Below are 17,766 nucleotides of genomic sequence, written 5' to 3' on the forward strand. Positions count from 1 at the left end.
TGGCGGTTCGTCTCAGCATTCATACCGCTCATCGCATCACTCGACTGTTGAGCGCAAGGCCACGTCCGGGGTCTTTCAGACGTGAGCCAGGTCTCCCTACGGTGCACGGCGTATCAGGAACGCACCAGGAGGCATTACGTGCCGTTCACACCGTCGTCAAACACGCGAGGAGGGGACCGTGAGCACCTCTGAGCAGCACACCCCCGACACCCAGGGCGCTCACAACTGGGTGGAAGTGCAGGAGAGCGCGGACTTCCGGGAACTGCGCCGTCGCCTGCGCAATTTCGTGTTCCCGATGGCCGGCCTGTTCCTGGCCTGGTACCTGCTGTACGTCCTGCTCGCCGACTACGCCCACGGCTTCATGTCGACGAAGGTCTTCGGCAACATCAACGTGGGCCTGATCCTCGGCCTCCTCCAGTTCGTGTCGACGTTCGCCATCACCACGCTGTACGTCCGGCACGCGAACAAGCACCTCGACCCCAAGGCGGAGAAGCTCCGCTCCGAGATCGAAGGGGGTCGGGCGTGAACGGCAACCCCTGGCTCAACATCGGCATCTTCGGCATCTTCGTCGCGGCGACCCTCGTGGTCGTCATCCGCGCGAGCCGGAACACGAAGACCGCCGCCGACTACCTCGCCGCCGGCCGCGCGTTCACCGGCCCGCAGAACGGCGTCGCCATCGCGGGCGACTACCTGTCCGCCGCGTCGTTCCTCGGCATCGCGGGCGCCATCGCGGTGAACGGCTACGACGGCTTCCTGTACTCCATCGGCTTCCTGGTCGCGTGGCTCGTCGCGCTGCTGCTGGTCGCGGAGCTGCTCCGCAACACCGGCAAGTACACGATGGGCGACGTGCTGGCGTTCCGGATGCGGCAGCGCCCGGTCCGCGCCGCCGCGGCGACGTCCACCATGGCCGTGTCGTTCTTCTACCTGCTGGCCCAGATGGCGGGCGCGGGCGGCCTCGTCGCCCTGCTGCTCGGCATCACCGGCAAGCTCGGCCAGGCCCTCGTGATCGCCGTCGTCGGCGCGCTGATGATCGCCTACGTGCTGATCGGCGGCATGAAGGGCACCACCTGGGTGCAGATCATCAAGGCGGTGCTGCTGATCATCGGCGCCGGCGTGATGACGATCTGGGTGCTCGGCAAGTTCGGCCTGAACCTGTCGTCGCTGCTCGGCGCGGCCGTCGACAACGCCCCGAAGGCCGGCGAGAAGCTCCTCGGCCCGGGTCTCCAGTACGGCGCGACCGGCACGTCCAAGCTGGACTTCCTGTCGCTGGCCCTCGCCCTGGTCCTCGGCACGGCCGGCCTGCCGCACATCCTGATGCGCTTCTACACCGTGCCGACCGCCAAGGAAGCCCGCCGCTCGGTCGTCTGGGCGATCTGGCTGATCGGCCTGTTCTACCTGTTCACGCTGGTCCTGGGCTACGGCGCGGCGGCGCTCGTCGGCCCCGACAAGATCAACGCGGCACCCGGCAAGGCGAACTCGGCGGCCCCGCTGCTCGCCGAGGCACTGGGCGGCCCGCTGCTGCTCGGCCTGATCGCCGCGGTCGCGTTCGCCACGATCCTCGCCGTGGTGGCCGGCCTGACGATCACCGCGTCGGCGTCGTTCGCGCACGACATCTACGCCAACATCATCCGCAAGAACGGCCACGACGGCGCGGTCAAGGACAAGGACGACGAGATCGCCGAGGTGAGGGTGGCGCGGCGCACCGCCATCGTCATCGGCATCGTGTCGATCCTCGGCGGCATCGCGGCCAACGGCCAGAACATCGCGTTCCTGGTGGCGCTCGCGTTCGCGGTGGCGGCGTCGGCGAACCTGCCGACCATCCTCTACTCGCTGTTCTGGAAGCGCTTCAACACCGCGGGCGCGCTGTGGAGCATCTACGGCGGCCTCGCCGTGACGATCACGCTGATCGTCCTGTCGCCGGCCGTGTCCGGGAAGCCGACCTCGATGTTCCCGAACGCCGACTTCGACCTGTTCCCGCTGTCCAACCCGGGCATCGTGTCGATCCCGGTGGCGTTCATCCTCGGTTACGTCGGCACCGTGCTGTCGAAGGAGAACGACAAGGAGAAGTACGCGGAGATGGAGGTGCGGGCGCTCACCGGCGTCGGCGCCGAGAAGGCGACCGCGCACTAGCCGCTGTCGCCCACTCACCGCGGTCGCACCGCCCACGCCGGCCGTCATCCTTTCGGGGAGGCGGCCGGCATGGTCCTCATCTCCTGTTCAACAAGGGCGTGGCAGCATGGTGTCCGTGACCGTTCCGAGCGTTGACGTGACCGACGTGCCCGCCGAACTCCCCGCCGGGAAGGTGCTGCTCGACGTCCGCGAGGCCGACGAGTGGGCCGCCGGGCACGCCCCGGGTGCCGTGCACATCCCGATGAGCGAGCTGGCGGGCCGGCTGGACGAGCTGCCCGGCGACAGCGAGCTGTACGTGGTGTGCCGCGTGGGCGGCCGGTCGGCGCGGGTCGTGCAGTACCTGAACGCCAACGGCTGGGAGGCCACCAACGTCGACGGCGGCATGCAGGTCTGGGCCGCCCGGGGCCGCCCGCTGGTGACCGAGGTCGCCGGCGCGGAGCCCGAGGTCATCTGACGTGGCGCTCCGGCCGATGCGCGTGGACTGGGTGGCGACCCCGCCACCCGGCGCGTACCCGCACCGCCGCCTCGGCCGACCGCGCCAGGACTACCAGGGGCCGCCGTCCTACCCGGTGCCGCCGCGCTGGGGCTTCCCGCTGCTGGCGTGGCGCTGGCCCACCTCCGTGGCGACGGACGCCGAGGAGCCCGTCGACTCGGTCGACCGGGTCCAGCGCCTGGCCCGCACCGCCTCGCACGCCCTCGGCCTGGCCGCGCTCACCGGCCTGTGGGCCGCGGGCAGCGAGGTGTGGCGCTACGTCCTGCTCCTGCTCAGCCGCTACGGCGCGCTGTCGGGGTCCACGGTCGGCGTGTCGGACGCGATGGTCGTGTCCTCGTCGTTCGTCATGCTGGTCGCGACCGCGATGGCCGCCGTCTTCACGCTGCTGTGGCTGCGCCGGGCCCGCCGGGCCGCCGCGAGCGCCGCCGGCTACGCCCCGTCCCGCTCGGACGCCCAGGTCCTGGTCGGCCTGCTCGTCCCGGGCGTCAACCTGGTCGTGCCCGGTTCCGTGGCCGCCGAGCTGGAGCACGCCGCCCTGCGCCTGCCCGCCACCGCCCGCCCGCGCCCGTCCCGGCTGCTCCGCTGGTGGTGGGGCACGTGGGCGTTCACCTTCCTGTTCTCCGCGTTCACGATCGCCTGGTCGTTCCGCGACAGCGTGCAGGCCATGGCGGACGGCGTCCTGCTGCACGCCGTCGCCGACCTGCTGGCCACCGCGACGGCCGTCCTCACCGCCGTGGTCGTGCGCCGGACGACGACGTGCCTGCTGCCGGTGGACCCGGCCGCGATGCGCCGGATGCGCGTGGTCGGCGTGAAGGACGCCCCGGCGCCCGAGCTGCGCACCTTCCGCGCCGCCGGCTCACCGCGCTAGGCCGCCGCGCCTGACCGCCGCGCCTGACCACCGCGTGTCCCGCCAGTGGGACGCGGGCAGGTGCGTGGGCAGGGGCGCTGACGGGTGCGCTGACACGAGGACGGCGCCGGCCTGAGCCGACGCCGTCCCGTGGTGGAGCAGGTGGAACCGCTAGCCCGCCACGATCGCGAACTGGCCGATGCCGCCCGCGGCGACCTCCGACACACCGGTGATCGACGTGGTCACCGGGCTGCTGACGCGGCACGCCGAGGTCAGCGGGAACTGGTCGCACGAACCGGCCGTGCCGTTGCCCACGCTGCCGGACTCGCCGTTGTAGCCCCACGCCAGGACCGAGCCGTCGGCCTGGCGCACCAGCGTCGTCCCGTACGAGCTGTCGATCGACGACGGGTTGACCACGTTCGGGACCTTCACCGGGTAGTCGGACCGGCAGGAGTTGCCGTTGCCCAGCTCGGTGCACTCCCACCCGTTGCCGAGCGAGCCCCAGAAGTCGTTGCCCCAGGCCCACAGGGCGCCGTTCGCGGTCACCGCGTAGCCGACCTCCTCGCCGCCGGCGATCTTGACGACGTCGGTCAGGCCCCGCACCTGCGCCGGCGCGTTGCCGGTCTCCAGCGCGGCGCCGGTGCCGGTCTCACCGGCGAAGTTCCGGCCCCACGACCACACGGTGCCGTCGGAGCGCAGCGCGTACGCCGTCTCCAGCGTGCCCGTCGCGATGGCGGTGATCCGCGTGCCGGTCGGCAGCGGCAGCGACACCCTCACCGGGGTGCCGGCCGGGCAGGACTGGCCCGCCGGGCACGTGCCCGCGCCCAGGCCGCCCCACTCGTCGCTGCCCCACGCCCACACCGTGCCGTCGGACTTCAGCGCGTACGCGGTCGCGTGCGTGGCGGCGATGGCCGTCACCCCGGTCAGGCCCTGGACCTGCACCGGGACGGGCGAGTCGTACCCGCCGACCGTGCCGAGCTGCCCGTAGTAGTTCTCGCCCCACGCCCACACGGTGCCGTCGGACTTCAGCGCGTAGCCGGACCCGGTACCGGCGTCCACGGCGGTCACGCCGGTCAGGCCGGCCACCCGCAGCGGCACCGGGGAGCTGCCGTCGTAGCCGCCCGCGCCGAGCTGCCCGTAGTAGTTGTCGCCCCAGGACCACACGGTGCCGTCCGAGCGCCGCGCGTACGCGGTGAACGGACCCGCCTCCACCGCGGTGGCGTTGGACAGCCACGGCCGCTGGGTCGGCGTCGTGCCGTAGGCCAGGTTGCCGCCCCAGCCGTGCAGGCACGCGCCGGTGCACGCCGTCGGCGTGGCGAAGAAGCCCGCCACGTCGGCGATCAGGTGCGTCCAGCCGCTGTTGTTGTAGAGCGACATGCGCACGTCGCCCTGGAGCGCGACGACCGCGGCGTTCGCGGTGTCCTGCCCCGGGAACAGGTTCAGGTTCGACGTGGTCGGCCTGCCGGAGCCGGCCGCGTACGCCGTCACGTGCGTGTCCTGCGTCACGCCGGTGCCGGTCAGGTTGACCACCACGGCGGTGGCGGTCGACGCGATCCTGGGCGCGAGGTCGACGGTCCGCACCGACGCCGGGCCGACCGCGCCGCCCGTCGAGTACCGGGTGTCCAGGGCGCGCGACGGCGCCACCGGGAAGAAGCGCTGCCCGCGGTCGCCGGCGTAGTAGCCGACCAGGTCCGCGATCAGGTGCGTGCTGCCCGCGTTGTTGTAGAGCGTGACCCGGCGGTTCGTGCCGAGGGCGACCGTCACCAGGTTCGGCGCGATCTGCCCGGCGACCAGGTTCAGGTTCGAGACGTTGGGCCGCGAGCCGCCGGTCGGGTAGGCGACCACGTGCGTGTCGGCGGTCGGCAGCACGCCGGTGAGGTTGAACGTCACCGACGTCGCCGTGGTGGGCACCAGGCCCGACAGGTCGACGTCGCGCGCCGTGCCCGCGCCGAGCGCGCCGCCCGCGAGGCGGGTGTCCAGCGCCCGGGTCGGCGACGTCGTGGTGAACCGCGACGAGCCGCCGTCCGAGACGTAGTAGCCGGCGAGGTCCGCGATCAGGTGGACGAAGCCCGCGTTGTTGTAGAGGAAGGCCGACCGGGTCGCCCGGTCCAGCGCCACGGTGACCTGGTTCGCCCGGATCTCGCCCGGCCGGAGGTTGAGGTTCGAGACCTCGGGCACCTCGGAGTCGTTCGGGGCCACCCGGATGTGGGTGTCCTCGGTGGCCTGGAGGCCGGTCAGGTTCAGCACCACCGCCGTCGCCGACGCGGGCAGCCGCGAGGCGAGGTCGACGTACACGCCGTACCCGACCGGACCCGCCGGCGCGCCGGTGCCGTTGCGGCTGTCCAGCACGCGCACGGGGGTCGTCGGGACGAACGTCGAACCCTCGTCGACGGCCTGGTTCGCCGCCACGTCGGCGGCCGACGCGGTGCCGGCCTGCGCGCTGCGGTCCTGCGCGCCGGGGGCCGGTGCTCTCCGGTCCTTCGTCCTGCTCGACTTCGCGGCGTCGATCGACATCCTGTCGACCTGGTCGACCACCGCGCGGTCCGCCGGCTCGGCCTGCGCCGCGGCGGGCTGGAGCCCGGTCACGACGAGAGCGCCGGCGCACAACGGCAAGAGCCATCTTCGCATGTGTTCCCCCCAAAGGAATCCTGATGAGCCGGGACAACATATGCCGGGCACGTGCCGAAAAGCGATACCCCGCCCGTCACACCGCCGCCGCGTCCTCGTCCTCTTCGTCCTCCTCCTCGAACTCCCACACCAGGACCAGCGGTACGCGCCGGCCGTACCGGGCCAGCGCCGACTCCGCCGACCGGTGTTGGCCGAGCATCGTGCGGCCGGTCACCGGGTCGCGCCGGTAGACCACGGCGGTCGCCGTGTCGTCCTCCATGATCTCCATGCCCCACGCGAAGATCCGGGTGCGGTCGGCGGCGTCCACGAGGCTGAAGAGGTTCGCTTCCACGGGACCCACTGTCCGGCGGGAGATCCGCGTCGACCCATGGGGTGAACCGGGAATCCCACATCCGACGATCCCGCCGGACCATGCTGACGCGTGCCCACTCCACCACCGTTCCGCCGCCGTCGGTTGGGGAAGAAGCTCGCCCGGATGCGGGTCTCGGCCAAGCTGACCCTGGACGACGCCGCGAAGGCCCTGTACCGGACCAGGTCGACGCTGCACCGGATCGAGCGGGGGGAGACGATCCTCGACGTCCACCTCGCCAAGTCGATGATGGACCTCTACGACCAGTACGACCCCGACCTGCTGGAACAGGCCGTCCGGGCCCGGGAGCCGGGCTGGTGGACCACCTACGGGATCGAGAACCAGGGGTACGTCGACGTCGAGACGGAGGCGGCGAGGGTCCGCGAACTCTCCCTGCTGGTCGTCCCGGGGCTGCTCCAGACCGGCGAGTACATGCGCGCCCTGTTCGCGGCGCACCGCCTGACCCGCACGAAGCGCTGGTTGGAGAACGACATCCGGGTGCGCCGGATCAGGCAGGAGCGACTGACCGACCGGTGCGACCCCCTGAGGCTGGACGCGATCATCGACGAGGCGGCCCTGCGGAAGTCGGTCGGCGGGACCGAGGTGATGCGCGCGCAACTGCGGCACCTGAGGGAGATGGCGGACCTGCCCAACGTGTCGATCCGCCTGCTGGCCGACGCCGGGGGCGCGCACGCGGGCATGATGGGGAGCTTCGCCCTGCTCAGCTTCGCCGACCCCCTCGAACAGCCGGTGCTGTTCATCGAGCACATGGCGGGGGCGGTGCACATCGAGGAGGAGAACCAGCTGCGCGAGGCTAGTCTGGAGTTCGAGCACCTGGCTTCCCAAGCGCTGGGCCCTGAGGAGTCGGTCGCCCTTGTCGAGCGGGTCCTGGCCGGGTGAGAGAGGCGATGGACATGTCCACAGTGGACTTCACCGGCGCGGTGTGGCGGAAGAGCGGTCGCAGCGGCGGCGCGAGCAACACCAACTGCGTCGAGGTGGCGTCGGCCGGCCGGTTCGTCGGGGTCCGGGACTCGAAGAACCCGACCGCCGCAACGCTGGCGTTCCCCGCCGTTCAGTGGGCGTTCTTCCTGCGGCACTTGGGTTCCTGACCTCGCCGTGCCACCGTGGACCCCATGCGGGCACTCGCGGCGGCACTGGTCCTGTCCCTCACCGTCCCCGTCGTCGTCCCCGGCGCGGCGAGCGCCCACGGCCGGCGGTCGTTCGACCTCCAGGCCCACCGGGGAGGCATCGGGCTGACCGTCGAGAGCACCCTGGCGGCGTTCGCCAAGGCCCTCGAACTGGGCGTCACCACGCTCGAACTGGACGTCCAGATCACCCGGGACGGCCGTGAGGTCGTCACCCACGACCGCAGGACCAACCCCGCCAAGTGCGTCGACACGGCACCCGCCACCCCGGGCGACCCGGCGTTCCCGTACGCGGGCAAGTACGTGAAGGACCTGACGTTCGCGCAGGTCCGCACGCTGGACTGCGGGTCGCGGCGCTGGGCGCAGCACCCGGACCAGGAGCTGTCGCCGGGCGCGCGGATGCCGACGCTCGCCGAGGTCTTCGCCCTGGCCCGCCGCCACCGGGCGCACGGCGTCAGGTTCAACATCGAGACCAAGGTCGAGGCCGCCGCCCCGCACGAGACCGCGCCGCGCGAGCAGTTCGTCGAGGTGACCGCCCGCGAGATCCGGCGCTCGGGCTTCCAGCGCTCCGTGACTGTCCAGTCCTTCGACTGGGGCACGCTGATGCTGTGGCGGAGGGCGGAGCCGCGCATCCCGCTCGTCGCGCTCACCCAGCCCGAGTTCCTGCGCCCCGGCTCGCCGTGGACCGGCGGCCTGGAGCTGGCCGACTTCGGCGGCAGCGTGGTGAAGGCGGTCACGAGCTTCGGCGCGTCCGCCCTCTCGCCGGTGCACGGCAACCCGCAGGGCGGGACCGCGAACGACCCCGGCTACGTCCCGTTCACGACGAAGGCCCTGGTGGACGAGGCGCACGCGCACGGGCTGGCGGTCGTCCCGTGGACCGTGAACGACGTGGCGACCATGCACAAGCTGATCGACGACGGCGTGGACGGCATCATCACCGACTACCCGGACCGCCTGCGCGGCGTCATGGCGGACCGCGGCCTGAAGCTCCCCAGGCCGTACCCGGCCCGCTAACCCGCCTTGGGGTAGAAGCGGAACGGCGTGCTGTGCGCCAGGGCCAGCTCCGCGCACCGCACGTACTCGGCCGGGTCGCCGTCGAGCAGCTCGCGGCGGACGGGGCCGTCGTCCCGGTGGTGCAGGAGCACCACCGTGCGCTCGTCGAACAACCAGAAATCCTCCGGGATCAATTCCCGGGCGACTTCCTGCGAGGGGTTGATGATCCGCACGTCCTCGCCGGCCCGCACGTTCCCCGGGTATTCCCACTCGAACTGGCACCGCTGGTGCTCGGTCAACGGGTCGCTCACCAACCGCACGCGCCGCACGGCCTTCCCGGCGTGCCGGTGGACGCGCAGCCGGTTGTGCCACGCCGCGTTGTACCCGACCGGCATCGGGCGGCCCGCCGTGCACTGCTCCACCACGTCGTCGCCGGTCCAGTACGACGGCAGGACCTCCAGCCGGAACGCCGACGCGGTGAACGCGCGCCACAGCCCGGCCCACTCCTCGTCCGGAACCCACCGGATGTCCTGATCGCCCGATCGCACGACCCCCACGTTAGCGAGGCGTCGGGCGGGGGAGCAGCGCCGATTGTGTAAATTCCGGTACGCGATTTATTCGGCAGAACGTGGAAATCGCACGCGCCTGTTCCGCCGTTCCGCCCAACGGTTCCGGTGGAAAATGTGGTCGCGCCCGTAGACGTCCAACCGGTGGTCGGGGTCGGCGAACACCGTCCGCAGACCGGTCAGGTGGGCGAAGCCGAGGCGGTGGACGTCGGGCTCGGAGGCCAGCGCCTCGCCCGCTTCGGTGAACGTGTCACCCATCCGCAACAACGACCGCGCCGTGCCGGCGACGACGAGCGTGGCCGCGTGGTCGGTCAGCCGGAGCCGGTTCGACCCCCGCCACTCCCACGGCCGCCAGACCTCGTCGAGCCGCGCGGCCGGCGTCCGCACCGTCGCGGGCCGGGCGGAGGTCCGCCGCGGCGACCCGCGCACCTCCGGCCACCGCGACGGCCGCAGCCCCACGTCGTGCCGCACGACCAGCAGGTCGGGCTGCGCCGGCGGGTCGCTCCACCACCACACGTCGGGGTCGTGCCGGTTCTCCCGCAGCGGCACGAACAACGCGCTGCGCGGGCTGGTCGCCGCCAACCGCACCAGCGCGCCCAACCGCAGCAGGTCGGCGCGCGACGACACGAACCGCACCATCCCGAGGTCGTCGGGCGCGTGCGTCCACGTGCGGCTCAACGCCGCCGCCGGCACGAGCACGCGCCGAAGCGCCCCCTGCCGCACCACGGGGTGCACGGTGACCGGAAGTCGCACGTGCTCAGCGTGGCAGCGCCGTCCAGCGTTCTACGAACGCGTCAGCGGCAGCTCGTGCACCCCGCGCATGACGAACTCGGCCCGCTGCCGCGGCGGGGCGGCCAGGGCGGCGTCGGGCAGCTTGCGGGTCAGGGAGGACAGGGCCGCCTGGACCTCGATGCGGGCCAGCGGCGCGCCCAGGCAGTAGTGGATGCCCATGCCGAAGCCCAGGTGGGGGTTCGGGTTGCGGCCGATGTCCAGGACGTCCGGGTCGGTGAAGACGAGGGGGTCGCGGGCCGCGGCACCGAGGAGGGCGGCGATCTTCCCGCCCGGCTCCACGGTGTGGCCGGCGATCGTGACCGCCTCGGTGGCGGTGCGCTCGAAGAGCTGGAGCGGCGAGTCGTAGCGGATCAGCTCCTCCACGGCGGTCGGGAGGAGGTCGGGGGAGGCGAGCAGCCGCCGCCACTCGGACGGGTGCTCCAGCAGGGCCCGGACGCCGTTGCCGATGACGTTGACCGTCGCCTCGTGGCCGGCCATCAGCAGCAGCACGGCGGTGGCGACCAGCTCGTCCTCGGTGAGCTTCGCGCCGTCCGCGTCGGTGACGGCCACCAGGTCCGAGACGAGGTCGTCGCCGGGGTTCGCCCGGCGGTGGGCCACCAGGTCGCGCAGGTAGGCCACGAACTCGGCGGCGGCCAGCTCGGCCGCGTCCCGCTTCTCCTCGGGCAGGCCGTACTCGTACATCTTCACGATGGCGTTCGACCACGGCTGGAGCAGCGGCCGGTCGGCGGTCGGGACGCCCAGCAGCTCGGCGATCACCTCGACCGGCAGGGGCGAGGCGACGTGGGCCAGCAGGTCGGCCGAGCCGGCGTCCCGGACCTCGGCGACGAGCCCGTCGACGCGGCGGTCGGCCAGGTCGGCGATCCACGGCCGCAGGCGCTCGACGTGACCGCGGCCGAACGCGGCGGCCACGAGCCTGCGCAGCCGGGTGTGCGTGGGCGGCTCGTTCTCCAGCAGCGAGTTGCGGTGCAGCAGGTTGAACGCCCCGAACCGCTCCAGCGGGGTCGCGTCCGACCAGACCCGGCCGAGCGACCGGTGCCGCAGCACCGCGGACGAGGCCGCGTGCGACACGGCCACGGCGATGCCCATGCCCTCGTGCCGGTGGACCTCGCCCCGTGCGCGCAAGGCGGCGAACACCGGGTACGGGTCCGCGATGAAGGCGGGGTCGTGCTGGTCGAACGTCACGGTCACGGACGGTAGGTCTTGAGCTGGGCTCGCGTCCATCCGAGTGTGGTTGTCCACTCAAACATTCAGCCGGCTGTGACGTGGTGTGCCCGGGTTGACCGGCCCGGTCGTCCACCACGAGCATTTCCCCGTGCCCCCCGACATCGTCGCCCACCGCGGCGCGTCCACCCGCCGCCCGGAGCACACGCTCGCCGCCTACGACCTCGCCCTCCGCCAGGGCGCGGACGGGCTGGAGTGCGACGTGCGGCTCACCCGGGACGGCCACCTCGTCTGCATCCACGACCGGGTGATCAACCGGACGAGCGACGGCGAGGGGAAGGTGAGCGCGATGACCCTCGCCGAGCTCCAGCGGCACGACTTCGGCGGGTGGCACGGCGGCGAGCCCGCCCCGGTGCTCACCCTGGAGGACCTGCTCGGCCTGGCCCAGGACCACGGCACCCGGCTGTTCGTCGAGACCAAGCACCCCGTCCGGTACGGGGCGCAGGTGGAGAGGACGTTGGCCGCCGTGCTCGGCCGGCACGCGGTCGAGGCGGTGATGATGTCGTTCTCCGTCTTCGCCGTGCACCGGTTCAAGCGGTTGCGGCCCGACGTGCCGACCGTGCTGCTCTACGACCGGCTGTGGCCGCGCACCCTGCCCACCTTCGTCGACTACGCCGGACCCGGCGTTCACCTGCTCAGGCGTCACCCGGACCGGGGGCAAGGTGTCTACACGTGGACCGTGGACGACCCGGCCGACATAGCGTTGTGCCGGGACCGCGGCGTCCGCTTCCTCGCGACCAACAACCCGGAGGAAACGCGCGAGCACCTTGCGGCTAACTTGACGCCCGACCAGCCCTGAGACCCCAGGAGGCGGCGGTGGCGAAGCGGACAGCCGCGAAGACGTCGGTGAAGGACCAGCCGGCGGGCGGTGTGAGCCCGCGCCAGCCGTGCCCGTGCGGCTCCGGCAAGCGCTACAAGGCGTGCCACGGAGCGGCCGGCGGCGCGGCGGACGTGATCGTCTCCCGCCCGTTCGAGGGCCTGGCCGCCGAGACCGAGCTGATCGCGCTGCGCGAGTTCGTGCCCTCGGCCACGGCCGTGCTGCCGCTCAAGGACGGCTCCGGCCGCTCGATCACGCTGGCCACCGTGCTGCCGATGGCCGCGGCGGGCCTGGTCCGCGCGGACGGCACCGCGTTCGTCGGCCTCCAGGTGCAGACCCGCTCCGGCGACCTGAGCCGCGACCTGGCCCGCGCCGTGCGGTGGGCGCTGACCGCCGAGACCGGCGACGCGCTGCCCGTGGTCGGCCCGGACAACGGCGAGGACCCCGGCCGGTTGCAGGACCTGCTCGACCCGGCGGCCACGCTCAGCCCCGAGCTGCACGCCGACTTCGCGTGGTGGCTGCCGCCGGAGAACGAGCCCACCGGCGAAGTCGCCCTGTCCCTGGAGCGCGCGAACGCCGCGATCCTGCCCACCGAGCGCCTCGACGCCCCCGGCGTCGAGGCCGCCTACTGGGTCGACGCGGGCGACAAGGCGCACCTGCGCTGGGTGCGGCCCGAGCCGGAGGAGACGCTGCTCGCGGCGCTCGCCCGGCTGTCCGTGCGCGGCGAGCTGGACCTCGGCGAGGGCTCCCGCTACGCGGGCTCGTTCCGCGCGCACGGCCTGCTCGTGCCGGTGTGGGACCTCGACCGCGAGCTGCACTCCAGCGAGTGGGCGCCCGGCGCCGAGGCCCTGGGCAAGCGCCTCCGGGACGCCCTGGCCGGCCTCGACGACGAACCGCTCACCGAGGCGGAGCGCCGGGCGCGGGACGGCCTGCGCGGTCGCCAGATCACCCTGCGCTGAGCTGTCCACAGGTGTCCCCACCCCTGTCCACAGGGCCTGTGGACAACTTCGCGGCAGGTGAGGAGTCCCCGTGATCCTCCGCATCAGCACCAGGGACGAGTGGGCGCGCGCCCGTGACGAGGGCGCCGTCCCGCTCGACCCGGACGGGTTCGTGCACTGCTCCGACTGGGGGACCGTGCACCTGCCCGCCAACCGGCTGTACCCGGCGCGGCACGACCTCGTGCTGCTCGTGGTCGACCCCGAGGGCCTGCCGGTGCTCTGGGAACCGGGGGAGACCGGCGAGGACGGCCCGTGGTTCCCGCACGTCTACAGGCCGATCCCGGCCGACAACGTGGTCGCCGTGCACGAGTTCGCGCCCGACACCGACGGCCGTTTCCGACCCTTGCCCGTTTCGTGACCTTCGCGGACAACCAGTAGCCCCCCTCGGGCGTGTCCTTACAGACGGTGGCCACCAGGTCATCGCCTGAGGGGGTTCGGGGTGACCGCTGTCTTGCCGGAGCACAGCGCCACGGACGGGGGAACCGAGGACTTCGCCGAGTTCGCGCGGGTGTCGCTGCCGGGGCTGCTGCGCTACGCGCACGCGCTGACCGGCAACCCGCACGACGCGGCCGACCTGGTGCAGACGGCCCTGGAGAAGGTCGGTGCCCGCTGGGAGCCGGTGCGCCGGCGCGGCGACCCGCTGGCCTACGTGCGGCGGTCCGTGGCCAACGCCAACGCCAGCCGGTGGCGGCGACGGCGGCGCGAGGACCTGGTCGCCGAACCGCCCGACGCGCCCGTGCACGGCGTCGACCGGCTGGAGCACGAACCGCTCTGGCAGGCGCTGCGCGCCCTGCCGCCGGGACAGCGCGCCGTCGTCGTGCTGCGCTTCTACGAGGGTCTGTCCGAGGCCGAGATCGCCCGCACCCTCGGGGTGTCCGCGGGCACGGTGAAGAGTCAGAACAGCAAGGCCATGGCGACCTTGCGCGCACGCTTGGGGGTGACGGCGTGACGATCGAGGACGAGCTGCGCCGGTTGATGGCCGACGACCGGCTGGACGTGCCGGTGAAGCCGGACGCCGTCGCCGAGGTCGTGCGGGGCGCGCGCCGCCGCCGGCGGCACCGGCGGGCCGCGGCGACGAGCCTGGCGTGCGCGGCGGTGGTGGCGGGCGCGCTGTGGGGCCTGGAGGTGGTGACCACCCCGCTGAGGGGCTCGGGCGCGGTGGCGTCGGCGACGGTCGTGAGCACCCTGCCCCCGCCCACCGGCTCGGACGTCGGGTACGGGCCGGTGCGGTTCGACATGACCTCCGCCGAGGTCGAGGCGACGGGCGCGGTGAAGCTGGTCGCGATGGCCCGCTACTGCGCCGAGTACCGGTGGGCCGACGAGCCGGACACCGGGCGCCGCTCGGTCACCGTGTCGCGCTGGAAGGGCGTGGTGCAGATAGTCCTGCCCCCGGCGGCGCGGACACCGGAGGGCGTGGGCGTCGGGTCGGCCGAGGCCGACGTGCCGGCCGCCTACCCCGGTGCCGTGCCCGCCGCGCCGCCCACCGGGGTGGCGTCCGGGTTCGTCGGCTCGGCGGTGTACTCCGTGGGCCGCACGGGCGAGCCGGGCTGGGAGTACGTCTTCGGGATCGCAGACGGGCGCGTGGCGTGGGTGCTGATGCGCAAGCTCACCGACGACTGCCTGGGACGCCTCCAGTGAGGCGGGTGCCGGCCGTCGCGCTGGTCGCCGCGCTGGGGGTCGCGCTGGTGGCGTGCCAACCGCAGGAGGGGGCGCGGGGGGTCGTCACGAGCGCGGTCGACACGTACCCGGTGGTGGGGGCCGCCGGGTACCGGGAGTTCCGGTTGGGGATGACCGAGCAGGAGGTGCGGGCGACCGGCGCGGCCGAGCCCGAGCCGGACGGCACGAAGTGCGCGTTCTACCGGATGACCGCCGCGGACGGCGGGATGTGGGTCGAGGAGGGGAAGGGCGTCGTGGCCATCAGGGTGGAGTCCGGGGCGAGGACGAACGAGCAGATCAGGGTGGACGTGCACCCGGACGACCCGGTGCTGGCGCGGGCCTACCCCGCGGGCGAGCACGTGCCGGGTCGGTTCCGGGTCGCGCTCGGCGACGGCGTCTCGCTGCTGTTCGACGGCGGGGTGACGGTGCTGAGACCCGACCAGACCTGCTTCTGACGCGGCGGAGCCCGCCCCCGACCCGGTGTCCGGCACCCGGTGGGGGCGGGCTCCGCCGCGCTCCGGCCCCGTGCGGCCCCCCGCGGTGCGCGGCTCCTCGCGGTGCGCGGCTCCTGGGGGGCGCGGTCCCTAGAGGGCGCCGCCGGCGGCGCGCGGCGCGCCCTGCTCGGCGGTCTCGCCCACGCCCTCGCGGCTGAGGAACGCCTCCACGTGGAACAGGTTGCCGTCGGCGCGGTCGACCACGGTGAGCAGCGTGCTCATCGACGCGACCTCCTCCACCTGCTCCTTGAGGAACCACTGGAGGAACTGCTCGCCGATGTAGTCGCCCTCGTCGCGGGCGGTCTTGGCGAGCGCCACGACCTGCTCGGTGACGGTCTTCTCCTGCTCCAGCGCGAGCGCGACGGGCTCGCGGGCCGCGGCGAAGTCGTTGCGGACGTCGTCGACGCCGGGAATGCTCGCCGGCAGCCCGTTGTCCATCAGGTACTGCACGATCATCATGGCGTGGTTGCGCTCCTCCAGCGACTGCCGGTAGAAGTGCGACGCGAGCCGCGGGAGGTCGTTGCCGTCGTACCACACCGCGATGGCCAGGTACTGCTGCGACGCGGTCAGCTCGTTGCGGACCTGCGCCCGGAGCAGGTCGTGGAACGTGGACGCGGTGGTCGTCGGGGAGATCTTCTTCAGGTTGAGGGCCATGACCCGAGAATAACCCGTATCATTTTTCCGCGCATTGAAGGTAAGGCTCGTCAAAATGAGGAAAGGGTTGCCGAAGAAAGCTTAGGCAACCCTTTCCGGGGACTTCCCGGTAATCGTCAGACGAGCGGCGCGCGGTCGATGGGGCACGACATGCAGCGCGGCCCGCCGCGACCGGAGCCCAGCTCGGAACCGCTGATCCGGAGCACCTCCACGCCCGCGTCCTCCAGGCGCGCGTTGGTCTCCACGTTCCGCTCGTAGGCCACGACCAGGCCGGGGCCCACGGCGAGGGTGTTGTTGCCGTCGTCCCACTGCTCGCGCTCGGCCGTCACCGGGTCCAGGCCGGTGTCGATGACCCGCAGCCGCTCGATGCCCATGGCCTCGGCCGCCGCCTCCAGGAACGGCCGCCGGTCCTCCACCACGACGCCGCCGGCGCCGTCGGAGCGCACCGGGTAGGCGTCGAGGGTGTCCCGCACCGCCGGGTACATCACCACGGCGTCGCCGTCGACCATCGTGCACACCGTGTCCAGGTGCATGGTCGCCCGCTCCTGCGTGATCGGCACCGCCAGCACGGTGTGCGCGAGGCCGTCGGCCAGCGCGGACCGGGCGAACGACTCGGCGCCCGCGGGCGTGGTGCGCTCGCCGACGCCGATGGCCAGCACGCCCGGCGCGAGCAGCAGCACGTCACCGCCCTCGACCGGCGCGGAGTGCGCCCCGTAGGCGCGGCCGGTCTTGCGGAACCTCGGGTGGTAGGCGTAGATCAGGTCGGTGAGCGCGGTCTCCCGGTCGCGGGCGGGCAGCGCCAGCGACGTGATCGCCACCCGGTCGCCCACCCACACCGACGAGTCGCGGGTGAACAGCAGGTTCGGCAGCGGGGCGACCGCGAAGTCGATCGGGTGGTGCATCTTGCGCACCAGCGACGCGCCCTCGGCGGCCGGCAGCTCCTCGAACGTCATGCCGGTCATCAGCGCGGTGGCCAGCTGGTCCGGGGCGATGGACGCCAGGTGCGAGCGCAGCGCGTCCGCCAGGTCGATGCCCAGCCGCCGCTCGTTGACCGCGCTGTGGATGCCCGCGATCCGCGCCCGGTCGTCGTGCAGGGCGTCGACCAGCAGGTCCGACAGCAGCAGCACCTCGACGCCGCGCCCGCGCAGCACCTCGGCGAACGCGTCGTGCTCCTCCTGCGCGCGGTCGACCCAGGGGACGCCGTCGAACAGCAGCTGGTCGTTGTTGCGCGGGGTGAGCCGCTTCAGCTCGGCGCCGGGGCGGTGCAGCAGCACCGTCCGCAGGGGGCCGACCTCGCTGTCGACGCGGGGCGCGGGGAACGGCTCGCCTTCGGCGGCCTCGGTCCGGGCGATGTGCGCAGTCACGCGTTCGAGGGTAACCCGAGACCGGTGCGATCAGCAGCTCGGAGCGGGCTCCGATGGCCGAGTCGATCGCATGACGACGTGAATATGGCGTTTTGTTGCGTGGGCCGGTCTTTAGACCATTCAGGTGTTGCGTACTGGTCCGCGTCGCCGGGTCGGTGCCGCCGTTGCGGGATGATCGAGGTCTACCGGGGGAGGCGAAGTGGTGGACATCCGCTTGTCGGTCGACGCGCCGGGCCAGGCCGCGTCGGCGACGGACCTGCTGCTCCAGGAGCTGCTGAGGGGCGCCCGCGCGGACGTGCGGCCCGCGCCCGCCGACGTGCCCGAGGGCGCCAAGAGCGGCGCGGGCGCGACCATCGCGGAACTCGTGCTCAACGGCGCGGTGCCCGCCGCCGTGGCCGCGGCGGCGGCGTCGGTGATCACCTCGTTCGTGCAGCGCGGCAGCGCCCGCAAGGTCGTGCTCAGGTCGGGGGAGGACGAGATCACCGTCGAGGGCGTCGACGCGCGCTCGCAGAAGGCGGCGCTGGAGGCGTGGTTGCGCGAGCACGAGGGGGCGCGCGAAGCCGAGGGGCCGGGTGGCGAGGGACCGGGTGGCGAGGGGCCTCGCGAGGGCGGGGGGTGA

21 protein-coding genes are annotated in these 17,766 nt (G+C 72.9%); 14 read left to right on the forward strand and 7 right to left on the reverse strand.

Annotated elements, in window-relative coordinates; all coding sequences use genetic code 11:
• Positions 1–178 precede the first annotated feature (178 nt).
• The 4 genes from ACRAKJ_RS00425 (at position 179) to ACRAKJ_RS00440 (ending at position 3,491) form a co-directional block, all read left to right on the forward strand.
• Complete coding sequence (locus tag ACRAKJ_RS00425) at positions 179–526, forward strand: DUF485 domain-containing protein (protein ID WP_438919594.1); 348 nt, start codon at positions 179–181, stop codon at positions 524–526.
• The gene (locus ACRAKJ_RS00430; RefSeq protein ID WP_438919593.1) at positions 523–2,130 is read left to right on the forward strand and encodes a sodium:solute symporter family transporter; all 1,608 of its coding nucleotides are present in this window, start codon (positions 523–525) and stop codon (positions 2,128–2,130) included. The genes ACRAKJ_RS00425 and ACRAKJ_RS00430 overlap by 4 nt, the downstream gene beginning before the upstream one ends.
• 106 nt (positions 2,131–2,236) lie before the next feature.
• Positions 2,237–2,584 carry a rhodanese-like domain-containing protein gene (locus tag ACRAKJ_RS00435; protein WP_438919592.1) on the forward strand — a complete coding sequence of 116 codons (348 nt, stop codon included), beginning with the start codon at positions 2,237–2,239 and terminating at the stop codon, positions 2,582–2,584.
• 1 nt (position 2,585) lies between these two features.
• Positions 2,586–3,491 (forward strand): DUF4328 domain-containing protein, encoded by a 906-nt coding sequence (locus ACRAKJ_RS00440; protein WP_438919591.1) that lies wholly within the window; start codon positions 2,586–2,588, stop codon positions 3,489–3,491.
• A 150-nt stretch (positions 3,492–3,641) separates the two neighbouring features.
• On the opposite strand, the gene ACRAKJ_RS00445 is transcribed toward ACRAKJ_RS00440, so the two are convergent.
• Both ACRAKJ_RS00445 and ACRAKJ_RS00450 read right to left on the reverse strand, forming a co-directional pair.
• Entirely contained in the window at positions 3,642–6,098 is a 2,457-nt protein-coding gene (locus tag ACRAKJ_RS00445; RefSeq protein WP_438919590.1) for an RCC1 domain-containing protein, read from the reverse strand.
• 76 nt (positions 6,099–6,174) lie between these two features.
• On the reverse strand, positions 6,175–6,429 hold the full coding sequence (locus ACRAKJ_RS00450; RefSeq protein ID WP_438919589.1) for a hypothetical protein: 255 nt from the start codon (positions 6,427–6,429) through the stop codon (positions 6,175–6,177).
• 90 nt (positions 6,430–6,519) lie between these two features.
• On the opposite strand from ACRAKJ_RS00450, the gene ACRAKJ_RS00455 reads away from it, so the two are divergent.
• Genes ACRAKJ_RS00455 through ACRAKJ_RS00465 form a run of 3 tightly spaced genes read left to right on the forward strand, consistent with a single transcriptional unit; the run spans position 6,520 to position 8,606 of the window.
• Positions 6,520–7,347 carry a Scr1 family TA system antitoxin-like transcriptional regulator gene (locus ACRAKJ_RS00455; protein WP_438919588.1) on the forward strand — a complete coding sequence of 276 codons (828 nt, stop codon included), beginning with the start codon at positions 6,520–6,522 and terminating at the stop codon, positions 7,345–7,347.
• A 14-nt stretch (positions 7,348–7,361) separates the two neighbouring features.
• On the forward strand, positions 7,362–7,556 hold the full coding sequence (locus ACRAKJ_RS00460) for a DUF397 domain-containing protein (protein ID WP_438919587.1): 195 nt from the start codon (positions 7,362–7,364) through the stop codon (positions 7,554–7,556).
• 24 nt (positions 7,557–7,580) lie between these two features.
• Entirely contained in the window at positions 7,581–8,606 is a 1,026-nt protein-coding gene (locus ACRAKJ_RS00465) for a glycerophosphodiester phosphodiesterase (protein WP_438919586.1), read from the forward strand.
• Here the strand turns inward: ACRAKJ_RS00465 and ACRAKJ_RS00470 are convergent.
• The 3 genes from ACRAKJ_RS00470 to ACRAKJ_RS00480 all read right to left on the reverse strand — a co-directional run bounded on the left by ACRAKJ_RS00470 (position 8,603) and on the right by ACRAKJ_RS00480 (position 11,164).
• Complete coding sequence (locus ACRAKJ_RS00470) at positions 8,603–9,133, reverse strand: DUF6879 family protein (RefSeq protein ID WP_438919585.1); 531 nt, start codon at positions 9,131–9,133, stop codon at positions 8,603–8,605. The genes ACRAKJ_RS00465 and ACRAKJ_RS00470 overlap by 4 nt on opposite strands.
• A 66-nt stretch (positions 9,134–9,199) precedes the next feature.
• Positions 9,200–9,904 (reverse strand): hypothetical protein, encoded by a 705-nt coding sequence (locus tag ACRAKJ_RS00475; RefSeq protein ID WP_438919584.1) that lies wholly within the window; start codon positions 9,902–9,904, stop codon positions 9,200–9,202.
• Positions 9,905–9,934: 30 nt separating this feature from the next.
• A complete protein-coding gene (locus ACRAKJ_RS00480; RefSeq protein WP_438919656.1) occupies positions 9,935–11,164 on the reverse strand; it encodes a cytochrome P450 in 1,230 nt (409 codons plus the stop codon).
• Between the two features lie 91 nt (positions 11,165–11,255).
• Between ACRAKJ_RS00480 and ACRAKJ_RS00485 the strand changes: the two genes are divergently transcribed.
• The 6 genes from ACRAKJ_RS00485 (at position 11,256) to ACRAKJ_RS00510 (ending at position 15,090) form a co-directional block, all read left to right on the forward strand.
• Positions 11,256–11,963: a glycerophosphodiester phosphodiesterase family protein gene (locus ACRAKJ_RS00485; RefSeq protein ID WP_438919583.1), complete on the forward strand. Its 708-nt coding sequence runs from the start codon at positions 11,256–11,258 to the stop codon at positions 11,961–11,963.
• A gap of 17 nt (positions 11,964–11,980) precedes the next feature.
• The gene (locus ACRAKJ_RS00490; protein WP_438919582.1) at positions 11,981–12,940 is read left to right on the forward strand and encodes a DUF5926 family protein; all 960 of its coding nucleotides are present in this window, start codon (positions 11,981–11,983) and stop codon (positions 12,938–12,940) included.
• Positions 12,941–13,010: 70 nt separating this feature from the next.
• Positions 13,011–13,337, forward strand: coding sequence for a DUF952 domain-containing protein (locus ACRAKJ_RS00495; RefSeq protein ID WP_438919581.1), 327 nt, complete (start codon positions 13,011–13,013; stop codon positions 13,335–13,337).
• Between the two features lie 81 nt (positions 13,338–13,418).
• The gene (locus ACRAKJ_RS00500) at positions 13,419–13,928 is read left to right on the forward strand and encodes a SigE family RNA polymerase sigma factor (protein WP_438919580.1); all 510 of its coding nucleotides are present in this window, start codon (positions 13,419–13,421) and stop codon (positions 13,926–13,928) included.
• Complete coding sequence (locus tag ACRAKJ_RS00505) at positions 13,925–14,617, forward strand: hypothetical protein (RefSeq protein WP_438919579.1); 693 nt, start codon at positions 13,925–13,927, stop codon at positions 14,615–14,617. Before ACRAKJ_RS00500 ends, ACRAKJ_RS00505 begins: the two co-directional genes overlap by 4 nt.
• 5 nt (positions 14,618–14,622) lie before the next feature.
• Positions 14,623–15,090, forward strand: coding sequence for a hypothetical protein (locus ACRAKJ_RS00510; protein ID WP_438919578.1), 468 nt, complete (start codon positions 14,623–14,625; stop codon positions 15,088–15,090).
• Between the two features lie 129 nt (positions 15,091–15,219).
• On the opposite strand, the gene ACRAKJ_RS00515 is transcribed toward ACRAKJ_RS00510, so the two are convergent.
• Positions 15,220–15,783: a ferritin-like domain-containing protein gene (locus ACRAKJ_RS00515; protein ID WP_438919577.1), complete on the reverse strand. Its 564-nt coding sequence runs from the start codon at positions 15,781–15,783 to the stop codon at positions 15,220–15,222.
• A gap of 116 nt (positions 15,784–15,899) precedes the next feature.
• Entirely contained in the window at positions 15,900–17,147 is a 1,248-nt protein-coding gene (locus ACRAKJ_RS00520; RefSeq protein WP_438919576.1) for an arginine deiminase, read from the reverse strand.
• Between the two features lie 202 nt (positions 17,148–17,349).
• On the opposite strand from ACRAKJ_RS00520, the gene ACRAKJ_RS00525 reads away from it, so the two are divergent.
• On the forward strand, positions 17,350–17,766 hold the full coding sequence (locus tag ACRAKJ_RS00525) for a hypothetical protein (protein ID WP_438919575.1): 417 nt from the start codon (positions 17,350–17,352) through the stop codon (positions 17,764–17,766).

The organism is Saccharothrix sp. DSM 118769 (assembly GCF_052936295.1).